The sequence below is a fragment of the Marivita sp. genome, assembly GCF_051859345.1.
In the GTDB taxonomy this organism is placed as follows: domain Bacteria; phylum Pseudomonadota; class Alphaproteobacteria; order Rhodobacterales; family Rhodobacteraceae; genus Marivita.
Genome location: NZ_JBHYFV010000019.1, coordinates 60,667 through 74,201, shown reverse-complemented (window position 1 = coordinate 74,201; position 13,535 = coordinate 60,667). Strand labels below are relative to the sequence as shown.

Here is a 13,535-nt window from a genome sequence, read left to right as displayed (position 1 = left end):
CGATCTTTCCTCTACCACACCGCCAAACCCGACCTGGAGCGCCATCAAGAAGCAAAAGATCTGGATCACTTCCGGTGTCCTCATTCTGCTTGTCGCGCTGCTGTCACCGCCACAAGCGTCCTCGAGCGTCTCGTTCGCCATACAATCGCTGCTGCACACCGGGCCTTACCTGCTACTTTCCATCGGTATCGCCGCATGGGCGGGCGCGACGGGGGCCGACAACCTGATCGCACGCGCCTTTACGGGCTCTCCGGCACTGATGATCTTTCTCGCGGCCCTTGCCGGGGGCCTCTCGCCGTTCTGTTCATGCGGGGTGATTCCCCTCATCGCGGCGCTGCTTTTCATGGGTGTGCCACTTTCAGCCGTGATGGCGTTCTGGCTCGCCTCTCCGGTGATGGACCCGTCGATGTTCCTGCTGACGTCGGGTGTTTTGGGATTTGAGTTTGCCATCGCCAAGACACTGGCAGCTGTGGGGCTTGGCATCGCCGGTGGCTTTATCGTTCTTGCGCTGGCAGGCACGCACATCCTGCATGACGCGCTGCGCGACGGTGTCGGTAATGGCGGGTGCGGCGCGGCGAAGATCCGCAACCCCAAACCGGTTGTCTGGCGCTTCTGGGAGCACTCTGACCGCCTCGAGAAATTTGGCAAGGAAGCTCTCAAGACCACGCTCTTTCTCGCGCAGTGGCTCACGCTGGCCTTCCTGCTGGAAAGCCTGATGCTCGCCTATATCCCGGCTGAAACGATCACTTCGGTCCTTGGCGGCACGGGCATTGGCCCCATCGCCATTGCAACGGTCGTGGGTGTGCCTGCCTACCTTAACGGCTACGCCGCCCTGCCACTCATCAGCGGGCTGATGGAACAGGGCATGGCCTCGGGCGCGGGTCTCGCCTTCCTCGTTGCCGGGGGTGTGACGTCCCTCCCCGCTGCCATCGCAGTCTGGGCCTTGGTGAAACCCCGCGTCTTCACGCTCTATATCGCCATCTCCCTTGGCGGCGCGTTTTTTATCGGACTGGCTTACCAGGCGTGGACATTGATCTGACGTCCAAGTCCTTCCAAAGCGCCTTGACGCAAAAGACCCCGATCATTCCCCTTTGGCAAATCCCAAAGAATCCTATATGTGCGTCATCTCTTTTCGAGAAAGGCTGACTCCATGACCGGCGCTGCACCGATCACGCAAGACGTACTCACCATCCCGCGCAAGGCGCCCGAGGGGGGCAAGACGAATATCGTCGGCCTCACCCGTCCGGCGTTGCGGGATGCGCTGATCGCGATGGGCACGCCCGAAAAACAGTCCAAGATGCGCGTGAACCAGATCTGGCAATGGGTCTACCAATGGGGCGTGCGCGATTTCCACGCCATGACCAACCTTGCCAAGGGCTACCGCGCGCAGCTTGACGAACATTTCGAGATCGCCCTGCCCGAGATCGTGTCGAAACAGGTGTCCGCAGATGGCACACGCAAGTACCTTGTGCGCATCGCAGGCGGGCACGAGGTCGAGGTGGTCTATATCCCCGAGACCGACCGCGGCACCCTGTGTATCTCGTCCCAGGTCGGCTGTACGCTCACCTGTTCGTTTTGCCACACCGGCACGCAAAAGCTGGTGCGCAACCTGACGGCAGGCGAAATCATCGGGCAGGTCATGCTGGCGCGTGACGATCTGGGCGAATGGCCGGAGCCTGGTATCGGCACCGGCGAAAACGGCCCGCGTTTGCTGTCGAACATCGTGCTCATGGGCATGGGTGAGCCGCTCTACAATTTCGACAACGTGCGCGACGCCATGAGAATTGCGATGGACGGCGAAGGCATCGCCCTGTCGCGCCGCCGCATCACGCTGTCGACCTCTGGCGTTGTGCCGGAAATCGCCAAGACGGCCGAGGAAATCGGCTGCCTTCTGGCCGTCAGCTTTCACGCCACCACCGACGAGGTGCGCGACGGTCTGGTGCCGATCAACAAGCGGTGGAACATCGAAACGCTTCTGGACGCGCTGCGGGAATATCCGAAGAAATCGAACTCCGAACGCATCACCTTTGAATATGTGATGCTCAAGGATGTGAACGATTCCGACGCAGATGCCCGCCGCCTCGTGAAACTGATTCAAGGCATTCCGGCAAAGATCAACCTGATCCCCTTCAACGAATGGCCCGGCGCACCTTACGAACGCTCGGACTGGTCACGCATCGAATCGTTTGCAGATATCCTTTACAAGGCCGGGTACGCTTCTCCGATCCGCACCCCACGCGGCGAAGACATCATGGCCGCCTGCGGTCAGTTGAAATCCGCCACCGAGCGCGCGCGCAAATCCCGTGCGCAGATCGCCGCGGAAACCGGGACTGGTTGACGGACGGCTTCACGCTTGTTCACGAACCTTATGTGAGATCTGACAGACCTTGAATGCAGTGCCCGCAATGCGGCGCATGCACTTATTTGTCGCATGCCGTTTCGCAAACGGAATTCTGTCTTGCCCCTTGACCTTCCAGTGACTGGAACCCCTATCTGATGCCCAACACAAGGAATCAGATCCATGACCACGCTTCGTTTTGCCGTCGAAAACCTAAGCTGCGCTGCCTGCGCCGGTCGGGCCGAACGCGCGCTTGCCGCTGCCCCCGGAGTGAGCGAGGCATCAGTCAATATCGCAACGCGCATGGCGCAAGTGACAGGAGAGGCCCAAGCCGACACACTGCAAGACGCGCTCAAGACCGCAGGGTATCCGGCCCGCGAATCCACGCACCGCCTTTCGATCACCGGCATGAGCTGCGCCTCCTGCACCGGACGCGTTGAACGCGCGCTCCAGAATGTTCCGGGCGTTCTGTCTGCCACTGTGAACCTCGCGACCGAGACCGCCAGTGTTCGTGTCCTTGATGGTGCGGTAACGTCGGAAGCGCTTGCGCAGACGGTGACTGACGCCGGGTATCCCGCGAAACCCGTCACCAGCGACACGCCGACAGAAACGCCGTCCGAAATCCCTCCGCTCAGGCGCGACACCCTGATCGCAGCGGCGCTGACACTTCCGGTCTTCCTCACCGAAATGGGAGGTCATCTCTATCCGCCGATCCACCATGCCATCATGGGCAGCATCGGAATGCAGGCCTTCTGGGTTCTGCAATTTCTTCTGGTCACTCTTGTGTTGGTGTGGCCTGGCCGCCGGTTCTTCCGCATTGGCCTGCCGCTTCTTGCCAAGGGCAGCCCGGACATGAACAGCCTTGTCGCCTTGGGAACACTGGCCGCCTGGGGGTATTCCACCATTGCCACGTTCCTGCCCGCCCTGCTGCCGGACGGCACACGCGCCGTCTATTTTGAAGCGGCTGGTGTGATCGTGACCCTGATCCTTGCTGGTCGCTGGATGGAAGCGCGCGCCAAGGGTCGGACCGGGGCTGCCATTCGCCATCTCGTCGGGTTGCGCCCCGACACCGTGCGTGTCTTGCGCGATGGCAGTTTCACCGAAATCCCGCTGTCCGAGGTGAAAACCGACGACATGATCGAAGCCCGCCCCGGTGCGCGTATCGCCGTGGATGGCGTCGTGACCGACGGGAACTCCTTCGTTGATGAATCGATGATCACCGGCGAACCGGTTCCCGTTGCCAAAGTCAGTGGCGATCCCGTCACCGGCGGCACGATCAACGGCCAGCGTTCGCTTACCTACCGCGCAACCGCCGTCGGGTCCGACACCGTGCTTGCCCGCATCATCGACATGGTGCAAACCGCCCAAGGCGCAAAATTGCCCATTCAGGCATTGGCCGACCGCGTCGTGCGCATCTTCGTGCCCGTTGTGCTTGGCATTGCCCTGCTGACGGTAGCGGTTTGGCTCACCTTCGGCCCATCTCCCTCGCTTGGCTACGCATTGGTTTCGGGTGTTGCTGTCCTGATCATCGCCTGCCCCTGCGCCATGGGTCTTGCCACGCCCACGTCAATCATGGTCGGCACAGGCCGCGCCGCCGAACTTGGCGTGCTGTTCCGCAAGGGTGACGCGCTTCAAAGGCTTGACGCCGCCAAAGTCGTGGCGTTCGACAAGACTGGCACTCTGACCGAAGGACACCCCACGCTTGTTGATCAGGTCACCGTGTCCGGCGTCGATCCGCAAAACGCCCTGGCGCTGACCGCAGCTACCGAACAAAGCTCGGACCATCCCATCGCCCGCGCGATACTGACCGCCGCCCCCGGCGACCTGCCAGTGGTAAGCGACAGCGAAACTGTCCCCGGCTACGGCTTGAAAGCCACCATCGACGGACACGCCGTGCTTGTCGGCTCCGAACGCCACCTGATCGAACAAGATGTCGACACAAGCCCGCTCAAAGACGCGATCACCCGTTTTGCGGAAAGGGGCCACACGCTTGTCTGTCTTGCCATTGACGGTCAAGCCGCAGCGGTCTTTTCCGTGGCCGACCAGATCAAGCCAAGCGCAAGACCTGCAATAGACGCCTTGCACGAAGCAGGGCTGAAGGTCGCCATGATCTCGGGCGACAGTCCCGCAGCTGCCGACGCCATTGCACGGCAACTTGGCATCGACCATGTCACCGCAGGTGTCTTGCCGGATGGCAAGGTCGACGCGATCAAAACCCTGCGCGCGCAATATGGGCCGGTGGCGTTTGTCGGTGACGGCATCAATGATGCACCCGCCCTGGCCGAAGCCGAGATAGGTCTTGCCATCGGCACCGGCACCGACGTTGCGATCGAGGCGGCTGACATCGTGCTGGCCTCCGGCCGCGTCTCTGGCGTGGTCAATGCGGTGGAAATCTCGCGCCGGACGATGCGCAATATCCGTCAAAACCTGTTCTGGGCCTTTGCCTACAACACCGCGCTGATCCCGGTTGCGGCGGGTGTGCTGTACCCGGCTTTCGGAATCCTGCTGTCCCCGATGCTCGGGGCCGGGGCGATGGCGCTCAGTTCGGTCTTTGTCCTGACCAATGCCCTGCGTCTGCGCCGAATCGCGCCAGCCCAGCAGGACCGTCCAACCTCTCAATCGACGCGGACCGAGGCGACAGCATGAACATCGGAGACGTTTCCCAACGCGCAGGCCTGCCCGCGAAAACCATCCGCTATTACGAGGATATCGGTCTTGTCACACCGTTGCGCGACAGCAATGGCTACCGCCGATTCCGTGACAGCGATTTGCACAAGCTGGCTTTCCTCGGGCGTGCGCGCGCTTTGGGGTTCACCATCGAAGACTGCCGTACCCTGCTCGCGCTCTATGATGACAAATCCCGCGCCAGCGCCGATGTGAAAGACCTCGCTCAATCGCACCTGCACAAGATCGAAGACAAGATCACCCAGCTTCAATCCATGCGCGATACGCTCTCGGACCTTGTTCAAAGCTGCGCTGGCGACAACCGTCCCGACTGCCCGATCCTCAAAGACCTCGCAACCGGCGGCCCCTGAAAGCCCGGTCAGCCAATTTCGATCCGGTTGATCACACGACCGCAGACAACACCCATCGCGGCGCACCCGAGCGACAGAACCGTCACCCCGGTCTCTCTGTCCCGCCGGGCATGTTGCGAAATTTCATCCACGCTTGCGCCCCCCTTGCGTCCACACTGCCCGCTCCAAAGCCAGGGTCAACCCACGCGGCATATTTCGCTGGTGCCGACGCCATGGGTGGCTAATGTGACCGCATGATCACGCCTTCCGCACTGGACAGCCGCTATTCCTGGACCCGATTACTGGTCACACTGCTCATTGCTGTCATGGGCAATGTGGGCATGTGGGCGATCATCGTGGTCATGCCCGAAGTGCAGACCGAATTCGGGGTCGGTCGGGCGGATGTATCGCTCGCCTATACGCTCACCATGGTGGGTTTTGCGCTTGGCAATTTCTACGTTGGCCGCGCGGTGGACCGGTTCGGCATCACGGTGTCTCTCATCGCCTGCGCGCTGACGCTTGCAGTGTCCTATACCCTTGCCGCACTCAGTCCGTCGCTTCTGATCCTGACAGCCCTGCAATTCATCATCGGCTTTGCCACCGCCTGCAGTTTCGGGCCTCTTATTGCGGACATTTCGCAATGGTTCCTCAAACGCCGTGGCATCGCCGTCGCCATCGCCGCCTCTGGCAACTACCTGTCGGGCGCGATCTGGCCGCTGCTCTTGGGCAACCTCGCGGGCGGAGACAGCTGGCGCTGGAGCTATACGACGCTTGGGATTCTCACTTTGGTCATTGTCCCGCCGCTCGCCTTGATGCTGCGCACTCGCGTTCCGATCGAGGCAATCGAGACCGCAGACACCCAATCCGCCAGCCGCACCCGCGCCACCGGCTTTACGCCGCGCCAGTTGCAATGGATGCTTGGCATCGCGGGCATAGGCTGCTGCGTTGCGATGTCGATGCCGCAGGTTCACATCGTCGCGCTCTGCGTCGATTACGGCTTCGGCGCAGCGGTCGGGGCCGAGATGCTTTCCCTGATGCTCATGGGGGGCGTTGTGTCCCGTCTGATCTCGGGCACACTGGCGGACCGCATCGGCGGCGTCCCGACCCTATTGCTCGGGTCAACGCTTCAGGCCATCGCCCTCTTTCTCTATCTGCCCGCAGGTGGTCTCGTGTCGCTTTACATGGTCAGCCTGATCTTCGGTCTCAGCCAGGGGGGCATCGTGCCCAGCTACGCTGTCATCGTCCGCGAATACATGCCAAGCCGCGAAGCCGGAGCGCGGGTCGGGTTCGTGATAATGATGACCATCATGGGCATGGCACTGGGCGGCTGGCTCTCGGGCTGGATCTACGATGTCACCGGAAGCTACCAATGGGCCTTCGTCAACGGAATCGTCTGGAATGGCATGAACATCGCCATCATGATCCTGATTCTGATGCGGGGACAACGTGGCAGATCACCAACGACCGCGCCAGCCTGACCCGCCTGCGTCTCAGCGAAAGATCGACCGCGGCGAAAAGGCCCGCAAGTCGACCACAACCTTTGCCGTCGCAGCCACAACCAGACCGCCAAGAATGGCCTTGGACACCGGCTCCATCGTTCCGTCAATCAGCACCGCGTGGGCCACGGTTCCAGCGACGATCACAACCGCAAGCGCCGTGTGCGCAAACCGCCAGAGACGCAGCCGCAGGCCGATCCTGCGACGAAGCAGCGCCAGCAAGGCGGTGCCGAAGATCGCCCACATCGCAATCACACCCCAAGCGGAAAACGGCGTCGGCGATCTGAAGAGCAACGCATCAATCACATCCGGCGGGCTGGTGATCCAAAGTCCGGCAACATGGATCACCACGGCCAGAACCAAGGCACCCCCAATCACCCGATGCACCCGCCGCCCGCGCAACGTGGGAAGCCCCGGCAGGTAGCCCCCCGCAAGCAAGGGTTGCAGCAGCATCAGCGCCAGTCCGACAACCCCCGCAAATCCGGCGACAACATAGACCGGTCGGCGCCATTCAAGAAGCGGGCTCGACAAGGCAAAGGCGCTCGGTATGACAATTGCCGCTGTCACCACGGCCCATATCAGCATCGCGCGTGTGCGACCCATGTCGATCAATCCGATCCGATCAGGCTGGTTGCAGAACGAAATGCGCGCTCAGGCTGGTGTCTTTGGAATGCGCCATCAAAGGCCGCAGAAAGACCGTCTCAAAGCTGTCGTCATCATAGGCAAGATGCCCATGCGCCTGTCCAAAGGCCGGGACGATCTGCGGCATCTCAAGCCGGAATTCGCCATTGGCATCCGTCAGCGTTGCGCCGTGGCTCTGCGGATCACGTTCATGTCCTTCCGTCGTGTGGGCCCAGACCTGAATACGCTGCCCGGCAAGCGGCGCACCGTCCCCGGCCCGACGCACAGTTCCTGTCATCCAGAATGCGCCGCCGCCGATCCTTTCCACGATTGGCGCGCCCGGACGATAATTGTTCGCCCCACCCCGCATGGAGGGCGTCGGCGCGAGCCCCTGCGCACGGGCAGGCACGATCATCCCGGCAGCACCGGTCAATAGCGCAGCGGCACCCGTGGCGATGAACGTGCGGCGTGGGAAAGAATGGATCGTCATCTCAAGCCTCCTGTCAGTCGGGGCAGGACCGATACGCCCGGAAAACCAACTGGGCGACACTCCTGCAATACATCTTGTGTAGCCTTTAATTTAGGCCGAAACGCCTTTTCTCAAAACGGGTCCCACAGCTTTGTGATCCGCCACAGGCATCAACCCGCTGAGGCGAAAATCATGGTTGAGTCTCGAAATCGAGGGGATCGCGCTTCGAAGATTCGCGTTATTCCGCAAGAAAATGCGCCACCAGCGCGACCAATCTTCTTCCGTTCCAATTCTGAAATATGGTTCAGGTGCAAAGGGATACAGGTCGTTTGACGCTATCATAAATTGTTTACAGATACGAAACAACAACCATAAGGGTTGGCCCCGAACTCTGAATGGAGTGGTCTGGTGATGTTGTTCACCAACCCATCCAAGGAGGAATATCGTGATCAAACCGTCAATCCTGGACCTGATGAAGCTTTTTGGCGCGTGTATGCGTGCGCTCGAGGACAAAGGCATCACAGTCGAAGAATCGTGTGATTTCCAGTCTTGCGAAGACCGCATGCTCGACATTGGAAAGACATCCATCACTCCCATGCTCTCGTCTGAACATCACGACCTGTCTGCCGACAACGCGGTCTGGTTGATCCTGCGAAAGGATGGAAAAGACATCGGCGGTGTCGCCGCACGCCATGACATCCTGATGTCTGAAACCCTGTCCAGCTATTGGGCCAGAAGCTATGCCCGGCTGTACAAGGGTCAAGGCAGCTTGCGCCCCGTGGCCAACCACACGCGCCCCTGCGACGAGATTTCGGGTCAGGTCATCTATATGGGCGAGTTCTTCATCGCCAAAGGTGTGCGCGGCTCACGGCATCTGCTTTCGCTCTACACCCATTTGCTTTTCAGCTATTGTCAGCTGCGCTGGAATTCCGATTGGCTTTACGCGTTTGTCAGGGCCGATGATGCGCGGCGCGGCTATGCCACCGAATACGGCTTCACCCGCCAATATCCGGGCGCGCATCTTTGGGGAACACTTCCGAAAGGGCGGGTCGATGGCGAATATCTGGTCGCCATCCAGTCACGCGAACTGGCAGATATGGCCGAATTCTTCAAACATCACCCATCCTGTCTTCTGGGTGTCGATTCACTCAAGAGCGTGGAGTAGTTCAGGACGAACAGCGTTCCGGATGTATCCCTGACCGGAAGCATGAGGCGAACGAAACTGACTTCAACGGTTTCGTTCGTCTCGGGGAAGGGCACGATCCGTTTCAGCGGAGTGATCATCCCGACACCCGAATGCGCGACCGTCCTGATATGCCCATTCAACTCGGCAAGGTCGGACGTGCTCAGTGTCTCAAGAAAGTGTTCCAGACGGGAATTCTCGGCTGATCCAAGCGTCGTGGCCGACAAGCCAAGCGCACCAACATGGTGAATCCTGGGAACAGAGGTCAACGCTTCGGCAGCACTCACGAGGTCGAAATGCGGGGAGATCTGATCGCAGCGTGACAAATCTCCGTCGGTCTCTTTCCACCACGATACAATCGAATCGAGCGTCGGACGGTCGCCAAGCCGCTCCAGAGACCGCTCTGCCGACTTGAACACCGCAGACATAAGCAAAGCCGCCTGACGGTCCACCTCCTGAATCGGAACCGCTTCAAACACCTGTTTCAGATGCTCGCGCTGGTCGCGGAAAAGAACTTCCACCGGAACACCCAAAGCATCCGCCAACCGGACCGGGGTCGCCATGTTGGGAAGGTTGGTGCCGCGCATCATCGCTGCAATCGCATCTTCCTTTTCGAAACCGGCGCGCACGGACAGTTCAGCTGCGCTGAGATTCTGCGATTGCATGATGTTTTTCAGATTCGTCCTGAAATTATCAAATACGTCGAGTTCCGTGATGGTCGAAGACATGTAGCAATCCAACTTTCTAAGGGTACACCCTTTCCCCCATCAGAGGTATCGTCGCAAAGGTGGTATGTATAGCCTGAATTGCACCTTATAGGCGATTGGTCCCAGCTTGGTACAGAATTCGGGGTACGACGCCCGAACCCGTTTCCGCCCTGCCCTCAACTCGCCAGCACATTGCGAAACTGCCAGGGATCACTCTCGTCGATATCCTCGGGAAAATGCTCCCAACGGTCCTGGAGCGGGGTCCAATCCGTGTAATGCGCCTCTACCGGTCCCAGATAGGGTCGCTGCACCTCAAGGCAACGCGCGTGATCCATCTCATCGGTCTCCACGATCCCGGCTTCCGGATTTTCCAGCGCCCAGACCATCCCGGCCAGCACCGCGCTTGTCACCTGCAAGCCGGTCGCGTTCTGATAAGGAGCCAGATCGCGCGTTTCCTCGTTCGACAGACGCGAACCGTACCAAAGCGCGTTCTTCTCGTGCCCGTAAAGCAGCACACCCAGTTCATCTATACCTTCGACGATCTCGTCCTCGGTCAGGATGTGATGCACCTGCTGCTGACGACCCGATCCGAACATCTCGTGCAGCGACAGCACCGCGTCATCGCTCGGATGATAGGCGTAGTGACAGGTCGGTCGGTACTCCGGGGTGCCCACCTCCCCGACCGTGTAGTAATCCGCAATCGAAATCGCCTCGTTGTGCGTCACCAGAAATCCGAACTGCGGCCCCGGCGTCGGGCACCATGTATGGACCCGCGTGATTGCACCGGGACGCTCCAGCCAGATCGCGGCCTGACAGCCTTTGTCGTAGGAGTGCGCGTTCTCGGGAAACCACGTCTCATGCGTTCCCCAGCCAAGCTCTGCCGGTTGGAATCCTTCCGCGATGAACCCCTCAACCGACCATGTGTTCACAAACACGTTTCTGGGCCGCGGCGTTCGGCGCGCCTGGGTGTCGCGTTCGGCGATATGTACACCTTTCACGCCCAGCGACTGCATCAAACCTGCCCAACCCGCGCGATCCTGTGGCGCAGCCACGTCACGCCCGGTATCGCACGCCAGCGTCAGCAGCGCGTCTTTCACGAACCACGACACCATTCCCGGATTGGCACCACAACAGCTGACCGCCGTGGTCCCACCGGGATTTGCGGCCTTCTCGTCCCGAACCTTCTGACGGAGCGCGTAATTTGTCCGTTCCGCGTTGTCGGTCGTGTCGAAATAATACCCTGCCCAGGGCTCCACCACCGTGTCAATATAAAGCACGCCGATGTCGCGGCAGAACTTCATCAGATCCAGCGAAGACGAGTCGACCGACAGGTTGACGCAAAATCCTTTCCCTTCGCTGAAGATCTCGCCCAGCACCTCGCGGTAGTTTTCGGGAGTCAGAGCCACTTGCAGATGGTTGATCTTGTGTTGCCGCAGGAAATTCGCTTGCCGGGCATCCGGTTCGATCACGGTGAACCTGTCCGCATCATATTCGAAATGCCGCTCGATCAGGGGCCACGTCCCTTTCCCGATTGATCCGAACCCGATCATCACAATCGGTCCATCGATGCGACCGTAAACTGGATGGTTCTGCGTCATGACACCTCCTCGTCGTGTTCTGTCCGGGCCAGCGCGACCCATGGAGAGTCCCCGCGTTCAAACCCAACGGCACCGTCTGGCAAGCCTTTGAAGTGTTTGTATCCCGTGCAGCGGACGGAGTCCAAGAGGTGCTGGTCAGCGTCGCCACGCCAGCAGGGGTTTCTGTCCGTCCCATTCACCGGCCCGTGTGCGACAGGTTTGAATCGGCTCAAAGCCTCGGAAAGGAGTCGCCAATCAAGGTTGATCTCAGACCACAACCTCAAGCCGTTGCTGATCTCCAACGCCAAACACCCGCTTGTATCGTTCGATCTGATCCTTCGGCCCCATCGCCTTGTTGGGATTGTCCGACAGCTTGACCGTCGCGTGGCCATCGGCTTCGACCGCCTTGCACACAAGGCTGAACGGAGCCAGCCGATCATCCGCCGTAAGCCCACGGAAATCATTGGTCAGCAACGTGCCCCAACCAAAGGACACCCGCACACGTCCGGCAAACTGGCGTTGCAGTTCCAGTATCTTGTCCACGTCCAACCCGTCCGAAAAGATCACCAGCTTTTTCGTCGGGTCTTCCCCCCGCTCTTTCCACCAACGGATTGCGGTCTCGGCCCCCGTCGCGGGATCACCTGAATCAATCCGCATACCGGTCCACCCTGCCAGCCAGTCGGGCGCATCCCGCAGAAATCCTTCGGTCCCATAGGTGTCCGGCAGGATCATGCGCAGATTGCCCTCGTGTTCCTCGTGCCAGTCCGCCAACACGTCATAAGGGGCTTTCGCCAGCGCCGCATCATCCTTGGCCAGCGCGGCATAGACCATCGGCAACTCGTGCGCATTGGTGCCAATCGCCTCAAGGTCGCGGTTCTTGGCGATCATGCAATTCGACGTGCCGACGAAACTGTCGCCCAGCCCTTCGAACATCGCCTGCACACACCAATCCTGCCACAGGAAGGAATGCCGTCGCCGCGTACCGAAATCCGCGATGCGCAACTCCGGCACCTCTCGCAGCTTTTCGATCTTCTCCCACAGCTTGGTCATCGCGCGGGCATAAAGCACCTGCAATTCGAACCGCCCCATGTCGTTCAGCACCGCCCGACCGCGCAATTCCATCAACACGGCCAATGCCGGGATCTCCCACAGCATCACCTCGGGCCACGCGCCTTCGAAGGTCAGTTCATACTGATCGTCCACCCGCTCCAGATGATAGGGCGGCAGACGCAGCTGTTCGAACCACTCCATGAAATCGGGGCGGAACATCTGGCGCTTGCCGTAAAACGTGTTGCCGCGCAGCCAGGTGCTTTCGTTGCGCCGCAAGGACAGAGACCGGATATGATCCAACTGTTCGCGCAATTCGCCCTCGTCGATCAGCTTGGCCAAGGGCACATGGCTGGATCGGTTGATCAGGCTGAACGTCACCTGCGTGTCGCGCTTGTTGCGAAACACCGACTGGCACATCAGCAGCTTGTAGAAATCCGTGTCGATGAGCGACCGCACAATCGGGTCGATCTTCCATTTGTGGTTCCAGACACGGGTGGCGATATCAACCATTGTGGTCTCCCAAGGCGCAGGCGGGTCGCTTAGACCAATCCGGGCGGCGTATGTCCAGCCTCAGTGATTCTTGTCCCAGTTCGCCACTTCCTCATCGCGGATGCGCTCGCAGGTGGCCTCGTCCACCCCCAGGAGGCCCGCAATCTCGCCCACCAACAGGTTCTCTTTGGCGTGGCGATTGCCGTCGGCATAGACCACATCCCAAAGCGCCGCGACGACAAATTCTCGTTTTTCAACGGCGATATTCTCGGTCAGGATGGCGGCCAGATCCTCGGTTCTGGGCAACTCGTGCGCAAGCTTTTCGCATTGCGCGCGCATCTTGGCCGCCTCGATCGGGCCAAGATCGTACATCCGGGCCAACACCCGGTCGATCTCTTCGACCTCTTGAAACAGATACGCCTTGTCGGCCATCGCCGTGCGCACCATCAGCGCCCCCAGCGCATATTTGGCATCGGCCGGGGGCAACTGGGTTTGCGGAACCGTTTTGTCAAACAGGGCAAGGATACGTTCGAACATGGCGAAGTGCCTTCAAGCAAGAGTTTCTTGCAGCCTACGCAACTTGACATCATG

At 60.2% G+C, this 13,535-nt stretch carries 13 protein-coding genes; 6 read left to right on the top strand and 7 right to left on the bottom strand.

Annotation, left to right across the window (positions count from 1 at the left end):
• The first annotated feature begins 43 nt into the window (after positions 1–43).
• The 4 genes from ACTIEN_RS13385 (at position 44) to cueR (ending at position 5,373) form a co-directional block, all read left to right on the top strand.
• Positions 44–1,039: a permease gene (locus ACTIEN_RS13385; RefSeq protein WP_439523650.1), complete on the top strand. Its 996-nt coding sequence runs from the start codon at positions 44–46 to the stop codon at positions 1,037–1,039.
• Between the two features lie 111 nt (positions 1,040–1,150).
• Positions 1,151–2,338 (top strand): 23S rRNA (adenine(2503)-C(2))-methyltransferase RlmN, encoded by a 1,188-nt coding sequence (gene rlmN / locus ACTIEN_RS13380; RefSeq protein WP_439523648.1) that lies wholly within the window; start codon positions 1,151–1,153, stop codon positions 2,336–2,338.
• A 183-nt stretch (positions 2,339–2,521) separates the two neighbouring features.
• Positions 2,522–4,984 (top strand): heavy metal translocating P-type ATPase, encoded by a 2,463-nt coding sequence (locus ACTIEN_RS13375; protein ID WP_439523647.1) that lies wholly within the window; start codon positions 2,522–2,524, stop codon positions 4,982–4,984.
• On the top strand, positions 4,981–5,373 hold the full coding sequence (gene cueR / locus ACTIEN_RS13370; protein ID WP_439523646.1) for a Cu(I)-responsive transcriptional regulator: 393 nt from the start codon (positions 4,981–4,983) through the stop codon (positions 5,371–5,373). The genes ACTIEN_RS13375 and cueR overlap by 4 nt, the downstream gene beginning before the upstream one ends.
• 8 nt (positions 5,374–5,381) lie before the next feature.
• On the opposite strand, the gene ACTIEN_RS13365 is transcribed toward cueR, so the two are convergent.
• On the bottom strand, positions 5,382–5,504 hold the full coding sequence (locus tag ACTIEN_RS13365) for a hypothetical protein (RefSeq protein ID WP_439523645.1): 123 nt from the start codon (positions 5,502–5,504) through the stop codon (positions 5,382–5,384).
• A 102-nt stretch (positions 5,505–5,606) separates the two neighbouring features.
• Between ACTIEN_RS13365 and ACTIEN_RS13360 the strand changes: the two genes are divergently transcribed.
• Entirely contained in the window at positions 5,607–6,830 is a 1,224-nt protein-coding gene (locus tag ACTIEN_RS13360) for an MFS transporter (protein WP_439523644.1), read from the top strand.
• Between the two features lie 12 nt (positions 6,831–6,842).
• Here ACTIEN_RS13360 and ACTIEN_RS13355 read toward each other — a convergent pair whose 3' ends face one another.
• On the bottom strand, positions 6,843–7,451 hold the full coding sequence (locus ACTIEN_RS13355) for a ferric reductase-like transmembrane domain-containing protein (protein ID WP_439523643.1): 609 nt from the start codon (positions 7,449–7,451) through the stop codon (positions 6,843–6,845).
• Between the two features lie 19 nt (positions 7,452–7,470).
• Positions 7,471–7,959 carry a twin-arginine translocation pathway signal gene (locus tag ACTIEN_RS13350; protein WP_439523642.1) on the bottom strand — a complete coding sequence of 163 codons (489 nt, stop codon included), beginning with the start codon at positions 7,957–7,959 and terminating at the stop codon, positions 7,471–7,473.
• 424 nt (positions 7,960–8,383) lie between these two features.
• On the opposite strand from ACTIEN_RS13350, the gene ACTIEN_RS13345 reads away from it, so the two are divergent.
• Positions 8,384–9,103 carry a hypothetical protein gene (locus ACTIEN_RS13345; RefSeq protein WP_439523641.1) on the top strand — a complete coding sequence of 240 codons (720 nt, stop codon included), beginning with the start codon at positions 8,384–8,386 and terminating at the stop codon, positions 9,101–9,103.
• Here ACTIEN_RS13345 and ACTIEN_RS13340 read toward each other — a convergent pair.
• The 4 genes from ACTIEN_RS13340 to ACTIEN_RS13325 form a co-directional block, all read right to left on the bottom strand.
• On the bottom strand, positions 9,055–9,786 hold the full coding sequence (locus ACTIEN_RS13340) for a helix-turn-helix domain-containing protein (RefSeq protein WP_439523640.1): 732 nt from the start codon (positions 9,784–9,786) through the stop codon (positions 9,055–9,057). The genes ACTIEN_RS13345 and ACTIEN_RS13340 overlap by 49 nt on opposite strands.
• A gap of 218 nt (positions 9,787–10,004) precedes the next feature.
• A complete protein-coding gene (locus tag ACTIEN_RS13335; RefSeq protein WP_439523639.1) occupies positions 10,005–11,426 on the bottom strand; it encodes a homospermidine synthase in 1,422 nt (473 codons plus the stop codon).
• A 246-nt stretch (positions 11,427–11,672) separates the two neighbouring features.
• On the bottom strand, positions 11,673–12,965 hold the full coding sequence (pncB, locus tag ACTIEN_RS13330) for a nicotinate phosphoribosyltransferase (protein ID WP_439523638.1): 1,293 nt from the start codon (positions 12,963–12,965) through the stop codon (positions 11,673–11,675).
• 60 nt (positions 12,966–13,025) lie between these two features.
• Positions 13,026–13,481, bottom strand: coding sequence for a TerB family tellurite resistance protein (locus tag ACTIEN_RS13325; RefSeq protein ID WP_439523637.1), 456 nt, complete (start codon positions 13,479–13,481; stop codon positions 13,026–13,028).
• Positions 13,482–13,535: the final 54 nt, after the last annotated feature.

What these genes read in the sequence shown, in the direction of transcription:
- rlmN (WP_439523648.1), top strand. Translation starts at nt 1,151, where the DNA reads ATGACCGGCGCTGCACCGATCACGCAAGACGTACTCACCATCCCGCGC.
- ACTIEN_RS13375 (WP_439523647.1), top strand. Translation starts at nt 2,522, where the DNA reads ATGACCACGCTTCGTTTTGCCGTCGAAAACCTAAGCTGCGCTGCCTGC.
- cueR (WP_439523646.1), top strand. Translation starts at nt 4,981, where the DNA reads ATGAACATCGGAGACGTTTCCCAACGCGCAGGCCTGCCCGCGAAAACC.
- ACTIEN_RS13360 (WP_439523644.1), top strand. Translation starts at nt 5,607, where the DNA reads ATGATCACGCCTTCCGCACTGGACAGCCGCTATTCCTGGACCCGATTA.
- ACTIEN_RS13355 (WP_439523643.1), bottom strand. Translation starts at nt 7,451, where the DNA reads ATGGGTCGCACACGCGCGATGCTGATATGGGCCGTGGTGACAGCGGCA.
- ACTIEN_RS13350 (WP_439523642.1), bottom strand. Translation starts at nt 7,959, where the DNA reads ATGACGATCCATTCTTTCCCACGCCGCACGTTCATCGCCACGGGTGCC.
- ACTIEN_RS13340 (WP_439523640.1), bottom strand. Translation starts at nt 9,786, where the DNA reads ATGCAATCGCAGAATCTCAGCGCAGCTGAACTGTCCGTGCGCGCCGGT.
- ACTIEN_RS13335 (WP_439523639.1), bottom strand. Translation starts at nt 11,426, where the DNA reads ATGACGCAGAACCATCCAGTTTACGGTCGCATCGATGGACCGATTGTG.
- pncB (WP_439523638.1), bottom strand. Translation starts at nt 12,965, where the DNA reads ATGGTTGATATCGCCACCCGTGTCTGGAACCACAAATGGAAGATCGAC.
- ACTIEN_RS13325 (WP_439523637.1), bottom strand. Translation starts at nt 13,481, where the DNA reads ATGTTCGAACGTATCCTTGCCCTGTTTGACAAAACGGTTCCGCAAACC.